21 protein-coding genes are annotated in these 18,288 nt (G+C 72.7%); 9 read left to right on the plus strand and 12 right to left on the minus strand.

Going from position 1 to position 18,288, the window contains the following annotated elements:
• Positions 1-14 precede the first annotated feature (14 nt).
• Both ADK67_RS33445 and ADK67_RS49635 read right to left on the minus strand, forming a co-directional pair.
• Entirely contained in the window at positions 15-737 is a 723-nt protein-coding gene (locus ADK67_RS33445; RefSeq protein ID WP_053720555.1) for a restriction endonuclease, read from the minus strand.
• A complete protein-coding gene (locus ADK67_RS49635; protein WP_053720556.1) occupies positions 722-979 on the minus strand; it encodes a hypothetical protein in 258 nt (85 codons plus the stop codon). The genes ADK67_RS33445 and ADK67_RS49635 overlap by 16 nt, the downstream gene beginning before the upstream one ends.
• A gap of 240 nt (positions 980-1,219) precedes the next feature.
• On the opposite strand from ADK67_RS49635, the gene ADK67_RS33455 reads away from it, so the two are divergent.
• The 4 genes from ADK67_RS33455 (at position 1,220) to ADK67_RS33470 (ending at position 6,758) form a co-directional block, all read left to right on the plus strand.
• Positions 1,220-3,754, plus strand: a complete 2,535-nt coding sequence (locus ADK67_RS33455; protein WP_053720557.1) for a tetratricopeptide repeat protein — start codon at positions 1,220-1,222, stop codon at positions 3,752-3,754.
• A complete protein-coding gene (locus tag ADK67_RS52875) occupies positions 3,751-4,062 on the plus strand; it encodes a hypothetical protein (protein WP_053720558.1) in 312 nt (103 codons plus the stop codon). The genes ADK67_RS33455 and ADK67_RS52875 overlap by 4 nt, the downstream gene beginning before the upstream one ends.
• Positions 4,059-5,789, plus strand: coding sequence for an HEXXH motif domain-containing protein (locus tag ADK67_RS33465; protein ID WP_053720559.1), 1,731 nt, complete (start codon positions 4,059-4,061; stop codon positions 5,787-5,789). The genes ADK67_RS52875 and ADK67_RS33465 overlap by 4 nt, the downstream gene beginning before the upstream one ends.
• A 237-nt stretch (positions 5,790-6,026) precedes the next feature.
• Positions 6,027-6,758, plus strand: coding sequence for a hypothetical protein (locus tag ADK67_RS33470; RefSeq protein ID WP_053720560.1), 732 nt, complete (start codon positions 6,027-6,029; stop codon positions 6,756-6,758).
• Between the two features lie 93 nt (positions 6,759-6,851).
• On the opposite strand, the gene ADK67_RS33475 is transcribed toward ADK67_RS33470, so the two are convergent.
• Together ADK67_RS33475 and ADK67_RS33480 are read right to left on the minus strand one after the other, a co-directional pair.
• On the minus strand, positions 6,852-7,484 hold the full coding sequence (locus ADK67_RS33475) for a hypothetical protein (protein WP_053720561.1): 633 nt from the start codon (positions 7,482-7,484) through the stop codon (positions 6,852-6,854).
• Positions 7,484-8,071, minus strand: coding sequence for an RNA polymerase sigma factor (locus tag ADK67_RS33480; RefSeq protein ID WP_197289737.1), 588 nt, complete (start codon positions 8,069-8,071; stop codon positions 7,484-7,486). Before ADK67_RS33480 ends, ADK67_RS33475 begins: the two co-directional genes overlap by 1 nt.
• A gap of 114 nt (positions 8,072-8,185) precedes the next feature.
• On the opposite strand from ADK67_RS33480, the gene ADK67_RS33485 reads away from it, so the two are divergent.
• Complete coding sequence (locus ADK67_RS33485) at positions 8,186-8,404, plus strand: hypothetical protein (protein ID WP_053720562.1); 219 nt, start codon at positions 8,186-8,188, stop codon at positions 8,402-8,404.
• A gap of 5 nt (positions 8,405-8,409) precedes the next feature.
• On the opposite strand, the gene ADK67_RS33490 is transcribed toward ADK67_RS33485, so the two are convergent.
• The 6 genes from ADK67_RS33490 to ADK67_RS33515 are packed head-to-tail and all read right to left on the minus strand — an operon-like array spanning position 8,410 to position 14,361.
• A complete protein-coding gene (locus tag ADK67_RS33490; RefSeq protein WP_053720563.1) occupies positions 8,410-9,342 on the minus strand; it encodes a fumarylacetoacetate hydrolase family protein in 933 nt (310 codons plus the stop codon).
• Between the two features lie 3 nt (positions 9,343-9,345).
• Positions 9,346-10,284 carry a VOC family protein gene (locus ADK67_RS33495; protein ID WP_053720564.1) on the minus strand — a complete coding sequence of 313 codons (939 nt, stop codon included), beginning with the start codon at positions 10,282-10,284 and terminating at the stop codon, positions 9,346-9,348.
• The gene (locus tag ADK67_RS33500; protein ID WP_231648459.1) at positions 10,281-11,300 is read right to left on the minus strand and encodes an amidohydrolase family protein; all 1,020 of its coding nucleotides are present in this window, start codon (positions 11,298-11,300) and stop codon (positions 10,281-10,283) included. Before ADK67_RS33500 ends, ADK67_RS33495 begins: the two co-directional genes overlap by 4 nt.
• Positions 11,297-12,415: an FAD-dependent oxidoreductase gene (locus tag ADK67_RS33505; RefSeq protein WP_053720565.1), complete on the minus strand. Its 1,119-nt coding sequence runs from the start codon at positions 12,413-12,415 to the stop codon at positions 11,297-11,299. The genes ADK67_RS33500 and ADK67_RS33505 overlap by 4 nt, the downstream gene beginning before the upstream one ends.
• Before the next feature lie 15 nt (positions 12,416-12,430).
• On the minus strand, positions 12,431-13,384 hold the full coding sequence (locus ADK67_RS33510) for a cyclase family protein (RefSeq protein ID WP_053720566.1): 954 nt from the start codon (positions 13,382-13,384) through the stop codon (positions 12,431-12,433).
• A complete protein-coding gene (locus ADK67_RS33515; protein WP_053720567.1) occupies positions 13,381-14,361 on the minus strand; it encodes a fumarylacetoacetate hydrolase family protein in 981 nt (326 codons plus the stop codon). The genes ADK67_RS33510 and ADK67_RS33515 overlap by 4 nt, the downstream gene beginning before the upstream one ends.
• A gap of 87 nt (positions 14,362-14,448) precedes the next feature.
• On the opposite strand from ADK67_RS33515, the gene ADK67_RS33520 reads away from it, so the two are divergent.
• A complete protein-coding gene (locus tag ADK67_RS33520) occupies positions 14,449-15,378 on the plus strand; it encodes a LysR family transcriptional regulator (RefSeq protein ID WP_231648460.1) in 930 nt (309 codons plus the stop codon).
• 5 nt (positions 15,379-15,383) lie between these two features.
• Here the strand turns inward: ADK67_RS33520 and ADK67_RS33525 are convergent, their stop codons facing one another.
• Positions 15,384-15,695 carry a PadR family transcriptional regulator gene (locus ADK67_RS33525; RefSeq protein WP_231648461.1) on the minus strand — a complete coding sequence of 104 codons (312 nt, stop codon included), beginning with the start codon at positions 15,693-15,695 and terminating at the stop codon, positions 15,384-15,386.
• 48 nt (positions 15,696-15,743) lie between these two features.
• Positions 15,744-16,214, minus strand: coding sequence for a DoxX family protein (locus ADK67_RS33530; RefSeq protein ID WP_053720569.1), 471 nt, complete (start codon positions 16,212-16,214; stop codon positions 15,744-15,746).
• Between the two features lie 148 nt (positions 16,215-16,362).
• Here ADK67_RS33530 and ADK67_RS33535 point away from each other — a divergent pair, with 148 nt between their 5' ends.
• From ADK67_RS33535 to ADK67_RS33545, 3 genes are all read left to right on the plus strand, one after another.
• Positions 16,363-16,827, plus strand: a complete 465-nt coding sequence (locus ADK67_RS33535) for a universal stress protein (protein WP_197289738.1) — start codon at positions 16,363-16,365, stop codon at positions 16,825-16,827.
• A 63-nt stretch (positions 16,828-16,890) separates the two neighbouring features.
• On the plus strand, positions 16,891-17,244 hold the full coding sequence (locus ADK67_RS33540; RefSeq protein WP_053720571.1) for a GntR family transcriptional regulator: 354 nt from the start codon (positions 16,891-16,893) through the stop codon (positions 17,242-17,244).
• On the plus strand, positions 17,241-18,227 hold the full coding sequence (locus ADK67_RS33545; RefSeq protein ID WP_053720572.1) for a hypothetical protein: 987 nt from the start codon (positions 17,241-17,243) through the stop codon (positions 18,225-18,227). Before ADK67_RS33540 ends, ADK67_RS33545 begins: the two co-directional genes overlap by 4 nt.
• Positions 18,228-18,288 lie beyond the last annotated feature (61 nt).

The raw sequence follows: 18,288 nt of genomic DNA on the forward strand, positions 1-18,288 counted from the left end.
CGGCCCCGCAGAGGTCAGCCTGTTTCCTCCACCAGGGTCCACACCTGCTTGAGGGGCAGATCGGCCCGCACGTCCGCGGGCAGCGCGGCGTAGTGCTGGAACACCCGGGTCAGCAGGTCTTCCGAGTCCCAGACCTTGATGGCGAAACGCTGCGTGGACAGGTACTGGCGAGCCTGCCGGGTGATGCCGCCCCAGGCGACGAGCAGGCCGATCGCGCCGTGGGCGGCCATCGCGCCCTGCAACTGCTGCACCACCGGCAGGCCGACCGGTCCGGCCTCGGACTTGACCTGCACCACGAGCCTGGGCTCGCCCAACCCGAGCGTCCCGGTACCCGCGATGATGTCGACACCTTGGTCGGTGCCTTCCGGGGACACCTCGCAGGTGAAGCCGTCAGCGGTCAGCACCGCGGCGGTCAGGTCGGCGAGGCGGTGGCCCGCGAAGGTCTCGATCAGCCGGCTGGCGATCCGGTCGGTGGCGTACTGCCCGACGTCCACACCCAGCTGCGCGGAATCGGTGGCCTCGTCGGCCGCCTCGCCGTCGCCGCTGGTCGCCCGGCCGGCCTTGCCCGGCGTCGTCGGAGTGCGCGAGCCTGGATCACGGCCCCCGCCGACCAACTGCTCGATCCGCCAAGCCGCGTCGTTGCGGGACAGCTCGCAGATCGTGGAGAAGGCCCCGAGCGAGTACAGCAAGTCCTGCTTGATCACCGTCCTCGGCAGGTCGGTCACCAGCCAGTGCACCGGCCGGACGTGCCGCCGATCCCGATCCGCCCGCGCAGCGCCCACAGCTGCGCGGTGAAGTTCCTGGCGGCCTGGTCCTTGGCGTCAGGTTCGGCGACGACCACTGCGGCGAGCACCTCGTCACGGGTGGTGGCGTCGCTCAGGTCGGCCACACCACCGAATCCGCCGCCGGTGTGCCCGGTGGCCACCGCCCACTGCTCGCGCTCCCCCGCCTTGCCCGCCCGTGCCAACCACGCCCGCACCCAATACCTCCACGCCGCGCAACCAGGTCGGGTGAGATTAGTACTCGCGCCCTTCGATGTGATCGGTTCCGGTGGAGGCCACGCCGGGCAGGCCGGATTCGCCGCCGACGGTCGCTTCGGCGTCGCCCTCGGTGCCCCCGGCGGTCGTCCGTCCGGTCTCCGCAGGACTGCGGAGAGCGATCCAGCGAGGTCCGGGATCATCAGCGCGAGGCTCCGGGTGGCGCGCGGGATGAGGTTCGGTTGATCGGTGACCCGGAGCGGCGTGCCGATGCCACCGTCAACGACCTGAGCGGCTCCGCCCGGGTCGTGGTCCAGGCGCGCGACATCACTGGTGGCGTCCACGTGCACCCCACCGGTGATGTCGCGGACTTCGCCGTCACGCCGCAGGTCCCGGTTCCGCCGTCCGCGCCCTTGGCCGTGCCGCACCGCCGGGTCGCCTCCGACCGGCTGCACGGGCGCGACGCGTTCGTGGCGGCCCTGATCGAAGGCATGCGGAGCAGGGCGAACTCGACCGACGCGCCGCGCGTGTGGGCGCTGTGCGGTCTCGGGGGCACCGGGAAGACCACGATCGCCCTGGAAGTCGCCCACCGGCTCGAGGCCGACCACCGGTACACGTGGTGGGTGTCGGCCTCGGACCCGACCGGTCTGATGGCGGCGTTGCGGGCGGTGGCGACGGACGCGGGCGCGGCTCCCGTCGAGTTCGACCACCTGCACCCGGCGGACGTCCTGTGGCGGAGGCTGGACGTGCTGCCCGACCCGTGGCTGCTGGTGCTGGACAACCTCGACGACCCCGACACCGCGTCCGCCGCCGGGCGCGCCACGGCGGACGGCACCGGCTGGCTCCGGGCGCCACGCACGCCTCACGGGACGGTTCTCGTCACCAGCCGGGAGACCCGCCGCGAACGCTGGGGACCGTGGGTGACGTGCCACGAAGTGGATCCGCTCGCCGTGCCCGACGCCGCCCGCGTGCTGCTCGACCTGGCGCCCGACGCGGGTGACGCGCGGGAAGCCGAGCTGCTGGCCGCGGAGCTCGGCGGCCTGCCGCTGGCACTCGACCTCGCCGGTTCCTACCTGGCGACGACGGCCAGGGCGGTGTGGCCCGACGAGGACGAACCCGTCACGTTCGCCGCGTACCGCGCCGCGTTCGCCCACCGGCTGCCCGACGTGGCCGTGGACACGGGTGGTCGGCCGAACGGCTCCGAGCAGGCCCGCCGGGACATCTTCGCCACCTGGGAGCTGTCGCTGGACCTGCTCGTGGCCCAGGGCCACGACATCGCCCGGCCGCTGTTGCGGCTGCTCTCCTGCTTCGCCGAGACCTCGTTGCCGTACCAGCTGGTGCTCGACCCGGAGGTGCTGCGCGCGGACGACCGCTTCACGAGCCTGACCCACCGCCGCCTCCGCGACGCGTTGCAGGGGCTCGCGGGGCTGCGGCTGATCACGATCAGCCCCGGCGAGGCGGGGCGGACGCTCGACATGCACCCGGTGGTGCGAGCCGGCATCCGCTCCGGCCGGGGCGCCGACTACCTGTTCCTGGTCACCGCGCTGCTGGAACGCGCCACCGCGAGCCTGTCCCCGGACGATCCCGGCACGTGGTCGCACTGGAGCCTGCTGGCGTCGCACTGCACCGCGGCGGTGCGCCTCCTCGTCGACACGGCGGGAGCGAGCGACGACCAGGTACTGACCACCACCGCGTTGGGCGTCCGGGCCGCCCGTCACCACTACACCGCCGGTTACTTCGAGGAGAGCGTGGCCGTGCTCCGGTCGGTGGTGAGCCTGCGCGAGCAGCGCTTCGGTCCCGCGCACCCCGAGACCCTGCACGGCAGGCGCCACCACGCGCGCGCACTGCTGGAGAACGGCCAGTTCCGGACCGCGCTCGTGGAGTACGAGCACGTCCTGGAACTGAGCCTGCCGCTCTTCGACCGGAACGACCCGCACCTGCTGTCCGCGCGTCGCGGGCTGGGCCGCGCGCTCATGGCGGTCGGCCGCTTCACCGACGCGGAAGCGGTGCTCGACGACCTCTTCCGCACCCTGGTCGAGGCAGGCCGGGCCGAAGACGACCCGGAGACCGTCGCGAGCCGGTACCTCCGCGCGCTCGTGCTGGTGAACCTCGGCAAGCACGCGGAGGCGGAGCGGGAGCTGAGGAACCTGCTCGTGCCGGACCAAGGAGTCCCCGGTCAGAACGCGCTCGACATTCGGCACCACATCGCCAGGACACTGCGCGGCCAGGGACGGATCGAGGAAGCCGAAGCGGAACTGCGGACCGCCATCGAGGCCTCGTCGGGCACCTTCGCCCCGGAGCACCTGGCGCTCCTCGCGGCGCAGTACGAGTGGGCGCGCGACCTCCGCGACCTGGGCCACCTCGACCGGGCGGAGCGCGCGCTCGCCGCCATCCTCGACGTCACCGGCGATCGGCTGCGGGAGGACCACCCGATCACGGTGGCCACCCGGCACGAACGCGCCACCGTCCTCCATCGGCGAGGCCACTACGCCGAAGCCCTGGCGGAGTTCACGGACGTGTGGAGGGTGAACTCGGACACCCTCGGCGAGACGCACCCCGACACGTTGACGGCGCGCCACAACATGGCGTGCGTGCTGCTGGACCTGGAGGCGCTGGACGAGTCCTTCGCCTTGTTCGACGCCGTGGCCGCCGCCCGCCAGGCGGTGCTGGGCGCGGAGCACCCGCAGACCGAGGAGAGCCGGTGGTACCGCGCACGCGTGCTCGACCTCCTGACCACGTCGCCCTCGTCAACCGGGAAGAACAGGTCTGACTCGTGAACGGTTCGGACCCGCGGGAACTCGACGACCTGTCCATCAAGGACATCCGGTCACTCGACCGGGAGACCACCGACCGGTTCACCCGGCGGGTGGTCCGGCGTACGCAGGCCACCACGTCCAGCATGGGCGGCCACGACGGCGGCGGCGGGTACGACTACTCCAGCACGGAGTCCCAGTCGAACCCGCCGCCGGATTTCCGTTCCATGGAAAGGCTTTTCACCTCCGAGCACGTGGAGCGGGAACCGGAGCCGCAGGACGACGAAGACGTCACGGACGGTGCACCGCCGAGCGAGGGAGAGCCGGGGTGACCGGGCTGACGTCGACGGACCTGCGGGCGTTCGGCTCGGGTGACGACCGGGCGCTCGCGCTGCTGGGCGCGAGCCGGTGGGGACCTCGGGTGCTGCTGATCGACGAGGTCGTCCGCCTGCTGCGCGACCGGCGGGACGCCGCCGGGCCCCTGCCGCCGGCCGACCGGGCGTGGGACGAGCTCACCGAACTGCACGACGACGCGCCCGAAGCGGTCCGCTCGGTCCTGCTCTACCCGCAGGTGGGCCGGTGGTTGGGCTGCCTGGTGCGTCGACTGCACGGCACCGGGACCGGGTCGCCGCCGTTGTGGCAGGACGCGGGTCACCTGTGGAGCCTGCTCGCCGCGGCGAAGGTCGTCGCGGGCGTGGACGTCGAGGTGCCCGTGCCGGTTCGCGACGGGACGTCCGTGGTGCCGGGCATCGGGTTCGTCGCGTTCCCGGCGGCCGAATCCGGTCACGCCGTGTTCCGGCCGGGTTCCGACATGTGGTTCCGCGGCGCGGCGGTACGGGTGCCGCACGACCTCGCCACGACTGCGCCGGGCTGGCACCCGATCCCCGTGCTCACCGCGCCGGGAGCCGTGGCCCGGTTGGACTCCCACGACCCGTTCCGCGGGATCGAGCGGACGCGGCCCTACCGTGCGCCGACGCAGCCCGCGAAGAGGGACGTCGAGCTGTGGAACGAGACCTGGCGTGGTGCGTGGAGCGTGCTGGTCCACGACGACCCCGTCCAGGCGAGGGCGATCGCGGCCACCATGACGGTGGTGGTGCCGTGGTCGACGCGCCGGGAGTCGGGCTTCACCAGTGCCACCGCCGAGGAGGCCTTCGGCTCGGTCATGCTCGCGCGTCCCACCCGGTCGGAGCGGTTGGCGGAGACGCTCGTGCACGAGTTCCACCACACCAAGCTGTCCGGGCTGCTGGATCTGGTCGACCTGCTCCACGAAGACCGCGGGGCACTGCTCTACACGGCGTGGCGCGACGACCCCCGTCCGCTGCCCGGCGTCCTGCACGGGCTCTACGCCTTCTCCGCGGTGGCCGAGTTCTGGCGGAAGCGGTGTCGGATCGCGGCTTCCCCCGAGGCGTGGTTCGAACTCGCCTACTGGCGACGGCAGGCCCACGACATCGCGACGGCGGTCACCGACCGACCGGAGCTCACACCAGCCGGTCGCGCTTTCGTGCGCGGCGTCGTCGATCGCTTGGAGGCGTGCACCGACGACGCGCCGCCCGACGTGCGGTCGGCCGCTCTCGAAGCGGTCATCGACCACCGGGCGGACTGGCGGCTGGCCCACCTCCTGCCACACGACGACGACGTGAGCGCTTTGGCGGAGCTGTGGATCGCCGGGGAGCAGCCGGCTGGCGCCGCGTCGGTGACCGGCATCGGGACGGGAAGCCTCGACGGCAAGTTGGGCTTCCTCCGCTCGGCGCGGCTCGACGGCGACACCGCGCTGTCCGCGGCGCAGCGCGCGTACGTGACCGGCGATCTCGCCGCGGCGCGCCGCATGTGCTTGGACGCGCTCGACCGTCGGCAGTCCTGGGTCGTGCTCGGTCTCGTGGCGCGCCGGCGGAGTGATCACGACACGGCTAGGGGTCTGTTGCAGCGTCCGGAACTGGTGCGGGCCGTCAGCGCACGGGTGCGCGGCACGACCGGCCGGGCCGTCGAGGTAGAGGCGTTGGCGGCCTGGCTCGCGCCACTCGCCGAATCCGACGTCCCGCCGGTCCACGTCCACGGCTGACCGCGTGTTCTGGCGGAACCCCTGCCGACAGCCGACGCCTGATCCACCGTGCCGCGGGCGCCTCCGCAAACCTGTTTGAGGACCACGGCGACCACTGGTAGCTTCGCGGCGGCCGTGCGAGAGATCGAGGAGGTGGTACCCGTGAACATGTCGACATGGGTGCTTCCCTCCGGGGTCACGGTCGGGCGATAGGTCGTCCGGGAGCGCCGTTCACGAGCACTCCCGAAAGGCACCACCGTGCGATTCACCTCCGAACAGCGCTTCGACGACGGCGTCCTCGAGCGCAAGTTCACCCTCGGCGAGATCCCCGGCATCCTGTGGACGCCCGGATCCGCGTCCGCACCGGCCCCGCTGATCCTGGTCGGCCACCCCGGCGGACTGCCCACGATGTACCCACGACTGGCGGCCCGGGCCCGGCACGCCGCGGCGGAGGGCTTCGCCGCGGCCACCATCGAGCTGCCCTGGAGCGGTGACCGGCCCCGTTCCGCCGCCGCCGAGGAGGCCCGCGCCGACCTGCGCCGGGCGCTGGATGCCGGCGAGCCGGTCGACGACGGGATCGTCGACCGGCTCGTCCTCCCGCTGGTCGACCAGGCGGTCCCGGAATGGCGGGACGCCCTGGACGCCCTCCTGTCGCTGCCCGGGATCGGCGGCCCGGTCGGCTACTCGGGAGGGGTGATCGCCATCGGCCTCCGGCTGGCGGTGGTCGAACCGCGCATCGCGGCGGCGCTGCTGTTCGCCGGCAGTTTCGTGCCCCGCGCCATGTTCGCGGAGGCCCGGCAGGTCACCATCCCGCTGCAGGTCCTGCTGCAGTGGGACGACGAGGGGAACGACCGGCAGTTGGCCTTGGACCTGTTCGACGCCTTCGGCTCCGAGGAGAAGACGTTGCACGCCAACATGGGCGGGCACACCGGCGTCCCGCGGTTCGAGGGGGATGCCGCGAACCGGTTCTTCGCCCGGCACCTGAAGTGAAGCGTCAGGCGCGGGTTTCCTGATCCCCGGCAGGCTGATCCACGACGAACCGCCCTGGGAGCGACGACGCGCTCCCAGGGCGGTTCGGCGCTGTCAGTTGCCGCCCTGCCGGACCGCGCCCTGCTCGGGCGTGCCCGACGGGACTCCCTGGCCCGTCGACGGATCCACCGGGGTGACGAGCGGCTCGGGCAGGCTCACGCAGTCCGGCGCGGCACCCGTGATCACCGAAGAGAGCAGGGTGACGTGGGTGGCCGACTGCGCCGCACCCAGCAGCATCGTGACGCCCTCGGGGATGGCGTCGGCGTCGAACGTCAACGTGCCGTCGCCCCCGTCCACCGAGTCCACCGACGTGGGGATCCCGGAGCCCTGGTAGGGCTCGGTCCGCAGGCTCGTCAGGTCGACGCACCCGTCGCGGATCGGGACCGCGACCGCCCGCACACCCAGCCTGCGCAGTTCCTCGTTCGCGCCCGTCACGCCGGTGATGTCGCGGATCGACACGCTCACCACGCCGTCGGCTCCCTTGCTGACCGCGTAGGCGGGTGCCCCACCGGACAGCACCGTGCCGGTCAACGCGATCACGCCCGTCACGCCCAGCACCGTGCCGCCGATGCCCAGTGCGCGGCCGACCCCGCGCCGCCCGGTCGCCACCCGGTCCGGCACGGTGTCCAGCGCGGACCCGTGGCTGCGCATCAGATCGTCGAAGAGCTGATCCTCGAACTTGGCCATCATCGTTCCATCCCTGTCGTCTTCCGGAGTTTCGTTCGGGCCCGGAACAGTCGGATGCGCACCGCGCCCGCCGAGACGCCCAAGGCCTCGGCGGCTTCCTTCGGGCTTAGGCCGTCAAGATCCACCAGCTCCACGACCTCGCGGTCGAGCCGGGGCAGTTCGGCCAGTCTCGCGAGCAGCGCGCCCGCCGCCTGCTCGGCGTCGATCCGATCGACCAGGTCGTCCAGGACGTCGGCGTCGAGCGGCCGCTGGCCGGCGATGCGCCGCGCGCTGTCACTGCGCTGGCTGTGCGCCTCGCAGTGCTTCGCGAACACCCGGCTCGCGATGCCGATCAGCCAGGCGCGGGGGCTGCCCTTGGCCGGGTCGAAGGTGCCGAACGAGGTGATCGCCCGGACGAAGGTGTCCGCGGTCAGGTCGGCCACCGTCTGCGGATCGGCGCTGCGCCGCGCGAAGTAGGCGGTGATCATGCCGACGTGCGCCCGGTAGACCTTCTCGAACTCGGCGGCGGCGCCTGTCCGTTCCCGGGGCGGGGGGTGCTGGAGTGGCTCCACGTGGTCCGCCACCGCGTCTGCCAATGTCTCGCTCACACCACATGGTTGCCGAGATCCCACCGGCCCGTTACAAGGCTTCCGTTCGGCGACCCCGACCATCGACGGGACTGATAACCGAGGTCAGCACAAGTGATTTCCGCGCTTGCGTTGATGATCGGTCTGACGGCGCCGATCGCGGGTCGTCTCCTGGAACGCAAGGGACGCAAACGCCTGCTGGTGGTCGCGCTGGTCGCGTACGGGTTCTTCGGCACGGCGCCGCTGTGGTTGCCGGCGCTGGAGCTGATCGTGGCCCCCCGCGTTCTCGTCGGCGTCACCGAGGCCGCCATCAGGTTCCTGCGCACCGCGGGCGCTTCAGCGGGCACGGCGTGACCCGGTCACGGCCTGGTCCGCGACCGGCGGCGGGCACGGGGCAGCGGCGTGATCCCGGCTCCGGTGACCACGGTGGTGCTGAGCCGGCCGATGCCCTCCACGATCAGGGTCACGGTGTCGCCCGGTCGCAGCGGGCGGCGCTCGGCTCCCCTGCCCCACAGCTCGGCCAGGCAGCCGCCGTTGCCGCAGGTGCCGGAGCCGAGCACGTCGCCGGGCCTCACGAGAGTGCCGCGGGAGGCGTAGGCGACCATCTCCTCGAACGTCCAGCTCATGTTGGACAGCAGGTCGGAGCCGACGACTTCGCCGTTCACGAGTGCGGTCAGCGCCAGTCGCAGCAGGCCGTCGGCATCGCGGCAAGGCTCCAGCTCGTCCGGGGTGACCAGCCACGGCCCGAGGGTGGTGGCGGTGTCCTTGCCCTTGCACGGTCCCAACCCCACGGTCATCTCGGCGGCCTGGAGGTCGCGCGCGGACCAGTCGTTGAAGATCGTGTAGCCGGCGATGTGGTCACCCGCCTGCCCGGCGGTCAGGTCGCGGCCCTCGCGCCCGATGACGGCGGCGACCTCCAGCTCGAAGTCGAACCGGGCACATCCCGGCGGCACGGGCACGTCGTCGTGCGGACCGAGGACGGCGTGGGGGTTGCCGAAGTAGAACGTCGGCGCGGCGTGCCACTGCTCGGGCACCCCGGCTCCCGCGCGCATGCCCTCGACGTGCTCCTCGAAGGTGACGAAGTCGCGCACGGTGGGCGGCTGGAGCGGGGCCAGGAGCCGCACCGCCGAGACGTGCGGTCCGGCCGGGCGGGCGAGCGCGTCGGCACCGGCGGCGGGCAGGTCGCCGAGCACGTCCACCAGCGTGGCCGCGTCGACCGGGTGCAGCAGGTCGTCGTCATCGAGCACGCCGACCCGCTGCCGCCCGTCGTGGTGGTAGGTGGCGAACCGCATGGCTCAGACCGGCGGCGCGACGAAGCAGCCGCGGTCGGGGTCGTTGAACGACTCGCGCGCCACCAGCTCGTTCATCGGGTTGGCGGTGCCCCACTGGTCGGAGACCTCGGGCCGGGAGAGGTCGTAGACGTGCGGGTGCCAGGTGTCCTCGTCCAGCAACTCCAGCTCGGTGGTGTACTCGACGGTGTTGCCGTGCGGGTCGAGGAAGTAGGAGAACGTGTTGTCGCCCGCGAGGTGGCGGCCCGGTCCCCAGATCTTGCGCACGCCCGCGCGCAGCAGGCGGCCGGTGCCGCGCATGTACTCGTCCACGCCGCGCAGCTCGAACGAGATGTGGTGCAGCGCGGTGTGCGGCCCCTTGGCCAGCGCGAGGCTGTGGTGCTGGGGGTTGACGCGCAGGAAGTGCATGAGCTCACCCATGTGCGGCGAGGTGAGGGTGTCCGAGAGCGCGAACGACAGGTGCCGCTCGTACCAGGCCCTGGTCCGGTCGAGGTCGGGCGAGTTGAGCACCACGTGCGAGAGCCGGACCGGGATGGCCTCCTTCTCCTCGACGCGGCGGTGCCGCCGGACCTCCACGTCGGCGGAGACCTCGACCGTGCGGCCGTCGACGTCGAAGAACCGGAAGCCGTAGCCGCCGCCGAGCGTGCCCAGCCGGTCCGGGGTGCTGATGAGCGTGACGCCGGCGGCGATGAGCCGGTCGGCGAGCGCGTCCACGTCGGCGGGGGTGGCCGCGCCGAACGCGACCAGGTCCAGGCGCTTCTCCGCGGCCTTGCGCAGCCGCACCACGTACTGCTCGGGTGAGCCCTCGGCGGCCAGGAAGCTCAGGCCCGAGTCGTTGGCGACCTCGGTGAGGCCCCAGACGCCGGCGTAGAACTCCCGTTGCTTGTCGTAGTCGGGCACGGCGAGGTCCACGTGCCGCAGGTGGGTGAGCAATCGCTTGGTCACCGGGACACCTCCAGGTTGAGCAGTGCGGCGGCGTTGCCGCCTCGGACGGCGTGGAAGTCGGGTTCGGGCAGGGCGGCGGCGCGCAGGGCGGCCACCGGGTCGTCGGCGCCCATGTCGAACGGGAAGTCGGAGCCGAGGAGCACGCGGTCCGGGCCCGCGGCACGGGTCAACGCGCGCAGCACGTCCGGGTCGTGGACCAGGGAGTCGAACCACAGCCGGCGCAGGTAACGGCTCGGCGGGTGGGCGCAGCCCCGCGCGTCGGGGCGCACCCGCCAGGCGTGGTCGGCGCGCCCGAGGTGGGTGGGCAGGTAGCCGCCGCCGTGCGCGGCCACGACCCGCAGGCCGGGGTGGCGGTCCAGGACACCGGAGAAGATCAGGTGGGACAGGGCGACGGCGTTCTCGGTCGGCTGGCCGACGCTGTTGGACAGGTACCAGCGGTCCAGCCGCTCGTCCAGGGTGCACCCGAAGGGGTGCAGGAAAACGATCGCGCCGGTCTCGGCGGCCAGTGCCCAGAACGGCTCGTAGGCCGGGTCCGACAGGTCGCGGCCGGGTGCGTGGCTGCCGATCTCCACGCCGACGAGCCCTTCACCCAACGCGTGGTCGAGGGCCCGCACGGCCAGGTCGGGGTGCTGGAGGGGCGCCAACCCCAGGCCGCGCAGCCTTTCCGGGGCGTGCGCGCAGTGCTCGGCGGTCGCGGTGTTCGCCGTCTCCCACACCGCGCGGGCGAGGTCGCGATCGGCCCAGTAGTGGTAGTGCGACGGCGACGGGCTCACCAGCTGCACGTCCACGCCCGCGCCGTCCATCGCGGCCAGCCGTTGCGCGACGTCGGTCAGCAACCCGAGCCGATCGCGGACCATCGCGCCGCTGACGGCCAGCGCGTCGGGACCGTTGCGGCGGGCGTCCAGGTGGCGTGCGGCGGCGTGACCCGGGTCGTCGACGACGAGCCGGTCCACTTCGGGCAGCAGGACGTGCGCGTGCACGTCGACGGTCGGAGCCATCGAAGTCGGGCCGGTCACGGGCGCCTCGCCAACAACGCCGTCATGCGGCCCATCAGCCCCGGCACGTCGGCGTCGCGCGCGCCGCCGAGCAGCCACTGCCCCAACTGGACCGAGGCGTCCACGACCTCGCGGACGCGCGGGTGGCGCCGGTCCCGGTACTCGGTGAGCACCCCGTCACCCCAGCTGTCCGAAGTGGACAGCAGCTCGGCGAGGACCAGCGCGTCCTCCAACGACATCGCCGCGCCCTGGGCGAGGGTCGGCGGGCAGGCGTGGGCGGCGTCGCCGACGAGCACGACCCGGCCCCGGTGCCACGGGCCCTCGACCAGCAGCCGGTCGAACCACGTGTAGTTGATCACCGTCGGGTCGGTCAGCGCGGCCTGGATCTCCGGCCACGGTCCGCCGTAGCCCCGGGCCAGCCGCGCCATCTCGTCGGCGTAGGTCGACGGGTCGATCGTGTCGCGGTCGCGGTTGCGCTCGACCAGGTAGGCGTAGGCGGTGTCCGGGCCCGTGGGGCAGCAGCCGGCGATGAAGCACGACCCGCCGTAGATCATCTGGGTGTGCTCCAGACCGGTCGGGCGCGGCACGGGAGCGCGCCAGATGGCCATGCCGGTGGGCACGGGCCGCTCCTCGACGCCGATGAGCCGGCGGGTGGCGGAGTTGAGGCCGTCCGCACCGACGACCAGGTCGTACCGCCCGGTCGTGCCGTCGGAGAAGGCGACCTCCCCGCTGTCGCACTCCACCTCGGTGGCGGTGACGCCGAGCCGGACCGACGCGCCGGACGCGCGCACGGCGTCGATGAGGATCTGCTGGAGTCCCGGCCGTCGCATGCCGACGGTGCCGGGCAGGTCGTCACCGCCGGTGCGGGCCGCGGGCTGCACGGTCAGCACCTCGCCGGACGGGGCGAGGAGGCCCAACGCGTCGAACGGGAACCCGTCGCGCAGCACCCGGTCGATGACGCCGACCTCGCGCAGCACGCGCAGGGCGTTGCCCTGCAACGTGATGCCGGACCCGGCGGTGGCGTTCCAGTCGGGCTTGGCCTCCACGAGGTCGACGGCGTGGCCGGCGCGGCGCAGCAGGACGGTCAGGGCGTTGCCGGCGGTGCCACCGCCGAGGACGAGCACGGTGCGGGTCATCGCTTCTCCTCGCGGTTACTTGACGGCGACGGGGTTCACCGGCGAGCCGACGGCGCCGGTGATCGGCAGCGGCGCGGCGGTGAGCCAGAACTCGTGCACGCCGTGGGCGGCGCAGTCCTCCGCCAGCGCGTCCAGGTCCCACATCTCCCCCACCAGCAGCCCGATGTGCGGGATGACGACCTGGTGCAGGGGTTGGAAGGCGTGGTCGAACTCGTTGGGCCGCACCTCGAAGCCCCACGTGTCGGTGGCGATCGCGGCGATCTCCGTGCGGTGCAGCCAGGACGCGGTGGTGAACGACAGTCCGGGCGCCGGTCCGCCCGCGTAGTCGCCCCAGCCGTCCCGCTTGGCACGGGCCAGCTGCCCGGTGCGGACCAGCACGATGTCGCCCCGGCCGACCTGCACGCCGTGGGCCTCGGCGGTGGCCGTGAGGTGGGTTTCGGTGATGGCGAAGCCGTCGGGCAGTTCGCCGCCGCCGACGACCCGGCCGACGTCGAGCAGCACGCCGCGACCGGCGACGTGGGCGGCCAGGTGCTCGATGCCGGTGACCAGGTCGCCCTCGGACGTGACGGTGGTGGCCGCGTCGCGACCGTTCCACGCCTTGCCGTGGTCGAAGATGTGCCCGAGGCCGTCCCACTGGGTCGAGCACTGCAACGGCATCGCGATCACGTCGTCCGCGCCGCCGATGCCGTGCGGGAAGCCCTGGAGCCCGGCCGCCGCGTCGGTCCCGGTGTCCAGCATGGTGTGCACCGGGTTGGTGCGCCGCCGCCAGCCCTTCTGCGGACCGTTCGCGTCGAACCGCTGCGACAGCGAGAAACTGGCGCCCCGGCGGATCAGCGCGGCGCCTTCACGGCGCTTGGCCTCGGTGAGGAAGTTCAGCGTGCCGAGCACGTCGTCGGCGCCCCAGCGGCCCCAGTTCGAGCACGCCTCCGCGGCGTCGGCGACGGCGCCCTCGGGGTCGGCGCGGTTCACGTTCGCCCCTCCGCGACGCACCGGGTGCGCTGGACGCCCAGGCCGGTGATGGTGGACTCCATGACGTCGCCGTCGCGCAGCAGGCGGCCGTGGTGCATCCCGTTGCCCGCCGGGGAACCGGTCAGCACGAGGTCCCCCGGCAAGAGGGTGGTCGTCTGCGAGACGTAGGAGACCATGCGGGCGACGTCGAAGATCATGTCCTTGGTGGACTCGTCCTGCATGGTCTCGCCGTTGAGCTTCAGCGTCAGTCGCAGGTCCATCGGGTCCGGCACGAACTCCGCGGGCACCAGGTACGGGCCGAGTGGGGTGAAACCGGGTGCGTTCTTCGCGCGCAGCCAGTCCGTGCCGATCTCCCGCATGTCGGGGCGGAAGACCAGGTCACGGGCGGTGAGGTCGTTGGCGATCGTGTAGCCGGCGACGTGCCGCAACGCCTCCTCGGGCGACACGCGGTGCGCGGGCGTGCCGATCACCGCGGTCAGCTCCAGCTCCCAGTCCGGCTGCTCGCACCACGACGGCAGCACCACGTCGTCGTACGGGCCGGTGATCGCCGACGGCAGGCCGATGAACACGTACGGCTGGTCCTCGCGGGCCCGGCGGTCCATCAGCTCGGCGGCGCGCGCCCGCGCCCGCTCCTCGCTCTCGGCGGAGTCCGCCGGGCGATGGGCCACCACCAGGTCGATGACGTGCTGCCGGTAGTTCGCGCCGGACTGGAACACCTGCCGCGGCGCGACCGGCGCGTGCACCCGCAACCCGTCCAGCGCACGCCACTCCACCGCGCCGTCGCGCGCCACGCCGTGCAACGCGGGCAGCGCCTCGGCCCACCGGTCCAGGACGTCCAAAGTCGACGTCGGCCCCCACTCCAGGGCGGGACCGAGGTCGACCACCCGGTCGTCCACCACCAGGCCGGGGAACGGCGGGCTCCCCGGCTCGGAGAAGGTGCCGAGCGCGAACCGGACCGGTTGCGGCGGTGTTCCCATCAGGTGTCCTCCCGTGTCGTGAGGACTACTGTGACCGGCGTCAAAGAATCACGGAAATGAATGTTCGTGATGCTTTCCATCCACGGCGTGGATAGTGGGAGGTACCCGGGGGTGAACCTGTCCAGCCTCGACCTGAACCTCGTCGTCGCGCTGCGGGCGCTGCTGGAGGAGCGCAACGTCACCAGGGCGGGGCAGCGGATCGGCGTGACGCAGCCCGCGATGAGCGCGACCCTGGCCCGGCTGCGCCGCCACTTCGACGACCCGCTGCTGTCCCGCACCGGCTCCCACTACGAGCTGACGCCGCTGGGCACGGTGCTGCGCGACCGCGCCGCCACCGCGTGCGACGTGCTGGAACGGGTGTTCAGCAGCCAGGCCGACTTCGACCCGCGCACCGACGACCGCGAGTTCACGCTCATCTCGTCCGACTACGGCGCGGCGGTGTTCGGCGTCGCCCTGGCCCGCGAGCTGCACGACGTCGCGCCCGGCGTGCACCTGACGTTCCGGCAGACGTCGCCGCTGATGCTCGAGAACCTGGGCACCCTGCTGAGCACCGTGGACGGGTTGTTGCTGCCGCACGGCGTCATCGACGGCTTCCCCGCCGTCGAGCTGTTCAGCGACAGCTGGGTGTGCCTGGTCGCCGACGACAACCCCGAGGTCGGGGACGACCTCACCCTCGACGACCTCGCGCGCCTGCCCTGGGCGGTGTACCAACGCGCGTACGACGCACCGGTCACGCGCCAGCTGAGCATGCTCGGCATCAGCCCCCGGGTCGACGTGTCCGTGTCGTCGTTCCACCTGCTGCCCCCGCTCGTCGCCGGCACGCGACGCGTCGCCCTGGCGCAGCAGCGCTTGGTCGAGCGCTTCCCCGCCCCCGGCGTGCGCGCGCTGCCGTGCCCGTTCGCCGCCGTGCCGGTGCAGGAGGCGTTGTGGTGGCACCCGGTGCACACCCAGGACCCCGGCCACCTCTGGTTGCGCGAGGTGGCGGCGGAGGTCGGCCGGCGGATCAGCGAGGCGTGAGGCGCCTACTCGTCGTGCACGAGGACTTCGCCGGCCACCTCGGCGACCACGGTCCGCAACTGCGCCAAGGTGTCACGGCCGGTCTCGGTGGCGGTGTAGACCCGGCGGACCCGGCCGTCCACCACGTGCTCCCGTGACGTCAACAGGCCCGCGGTCTCCATCCGGTGCAGCAGCGGGTAGAGGGTGCCCGGTGAGATCCGGTAGCCGTGGTGGGCCAGTTCCTCGGCCATCCACGCCCCGTACACCTCTTGGCCGGCGGCGTGGTGCAGCACGTGCGCCGGCACCGCGCCGCGGAGGAATTCCCGCACCACGTCCATGTCGCGACACGATATCGCCACCGGGATGGAATAAGGCCGGCTGTGGTGTCAGCGGCTCACGGTCGACCGGCGGGCAGCCAAGGCGTCCAGCGACCACCGGCCCGGCCCCACGACGAGCAGGAACGCCAAGCCGAGCAGCATCGCCCAGTCGGTGCGCGACTCGTGCGCCATATCCCACAGACCGTCCGCCTGGGGCTTGTCGGTCGAGCCGCCCCACAGGATGGGCACCTTCGTCAACGCCAGCGCCAACGCCATGTTGACCAGCATCGGCAACGCGGCCAGGCGGGTGAGCAGACCGACCAGCAACAGCGCCCCGCAGGCCGTTTCCGCGATGGCGGACAACGGGCCGAAGAACTCCGCCGCCGGGATGCCGATCTTCGCGAACCGCCCCGCGGCCTGCTGGTCCGGGTACAGGAACTTGCCGATGCCCTCCGACAGGAACACCGCGCCCACGGCCAGCCGGATCAGGATCACCGCGGCGGGACCATCCGCTTTCCACCACGCGGCCTTCTGGTTCACGGGCGTCCACCCCCACGCGATCCATCGGCCGTCCGCTCGCTGGGCGTTCGCGATATCGGCCTGCGATGTCGGATCACGATATCAGCGCCGCGGCGTCCCGACGCGGTTCCGTGCTGCGATCGTGAGCTTCCGGCGCGATCGTGGTGTGGTGAGTGCGGCGGATCCCGCCAGGCGCGGTGCGGCACCGGTCCTGGTGGTCGGCTTCGACGGCCAGACGGCGAGCCTGGCCGCGTTGCGCACGGCGGCGGATCTCGCGCGTCGCCTCGGCGCGAACCTCCACGTGGTGCACGGCGTCGACGTGCGCGACTACCCGATCGACCCGGACGTCGCGGTCGAGGTCTGGGAAGGCCACGCGCGCGAGGCGCTCGGACACCTGGACGTCCAGGTCCGCGGAGCACTGGCCGACCACCCGGGGAACTGGACCTACCACGCGTCGAACGGCGATCCGGTGCGGCTGCTGGTCACCGTGGCCGACGAGCAGGACGCCTTGATGATCGTGGTGGGGACGCACCGGCACCGGTCGCTGCGCCGGATGACGCGCCGCTCGGTCAGCCGCACCCTGCCGAAGGCCGCGCACCGGCCCGTGCTGCTGGTCGCCGACCCCGGTGACTGATCCCCCTGCCGAAGGACGTGAAGCCGGTTGACCAATCAGGAGTTGTTCTATAAGAATTAGAACATGCTCTTCCGGGTCGACCCCACCAGCAGCACCCCGCTGGGGGACCAGATCGCCGCCTGCGTCCGCAACGCCCTGATCGGGGCCACCCTCAGCCCGGGTGAGCGCTTGCCGCCCGCCCGGGAGCTCGCGTCCTCGCTGGGGGTGAACATGCACACCGTGCTGCGGGCCTACGCGACCCTGCGGGACGAGGGGCTGATCGAGCTGCGGCGAGGACGTGGCGCGGTGGTCACCTCGGCCGCGCCGGACGAGCGGGCACGGCTGGCCGACGCGGTGCGGGAGGTCGCGGCGGCGGCCCGGCGAATCGGCATGGACGCCGACGAGGTCGTCGTCCTGATCAGGAAGGCGTTCACGTGAACCAGGTGTTGAGGTGGCTGACCGGTCTCGTCGTCCTGCCCGGCGCCGTGCTGGCCGCCACCGCTGTGGTGGTGTCGGGCTGGGTGGGCAGACTGCCGGAACGGATCCCCAACAAGGGCGGTGGCGGCAGGCCGGTGGTCAGCACGCTGGCCACCGAGCCGTTGATCACGGTCGGGCTGAGCGTGATCGCCGGGCTGTGGCTGCTGGGGGTGGTGGCGTTCTTCCTGGCCCGGCTGCTGCCCGCCCCGGCCGTGCACTGGGCGCGCACCGTGACGCAACTCGTGGTGGCGATCCTGGTCACCGCGCTGTGCGGTGCGCTGCTCCTCGTCCTGGCCTCGGCCCTGGACGCGCGGAGCCCCGAGGAGGTGCGATCGCCGCCGCTGCCCCTCGCGGTCGGGCTGCCGGTGGTGGTGCTGGCGGTCGGCGCGCTCGCCTTCGCGTTGGCGGGGCGGCGTTCCTCCGGTCTGCCCGTGGCCGGTTCGCCGCCCGCGGGCGTCGTCCGGCTCCCGCTGGCCGACGGGGAACGCGTGCTGTGGAGCGAACAACGCGTGCTGCGCCTCGTGATCTGGGCCGCCGCGGCGCAGGCGCTGGTCGGCGTCGTCACGGCGGTGGTGGTCGGGCTCTGGCTGGGTGGCGAGTTCGCGCCCGTCGGTCTGGTCGCCGTGCTCACCGCGGTGGTGACGCTGGCGGGCAGCCGGTACCGGCTGTCGGTGGACGAGCACGCCGTGCGCGTGGCCATCGGGCTGTTCCGACGCGAATTCCCCCTGACCGCCGTCGAGCACGCCACGAGTTCCGCCCTGTCCACCGCCGACTGGCTGACGGCCGGGATGCTCAACGGCTACGGCACCACGATGGCGCCCACCCCGGGCCCGGCCGTGCGACTGGTGTTCGCCGACGGCAGCAAGTTCACCGTGGGCTGCGAGGACCCCGACACCCTGGCCGCGCTGATCAACGGCCTGCGTCACCGCCAGCACGTCGCCTAGCTCCTCAGTGGAGGGTTCCGCCTGCCGGAACCGTTGCGGGGCAAGAGAGTTCGGTCGTGGT

Source organism: Saccharothrix sp. NRRL B-16348, assembly GCF_001280085.1.
Taxonomy (GTDB): Bacteria; Actinomycetota; Actinomycetes; order Mycobacteriales; family Pseudonocardiaceae; genus Actinosynnema.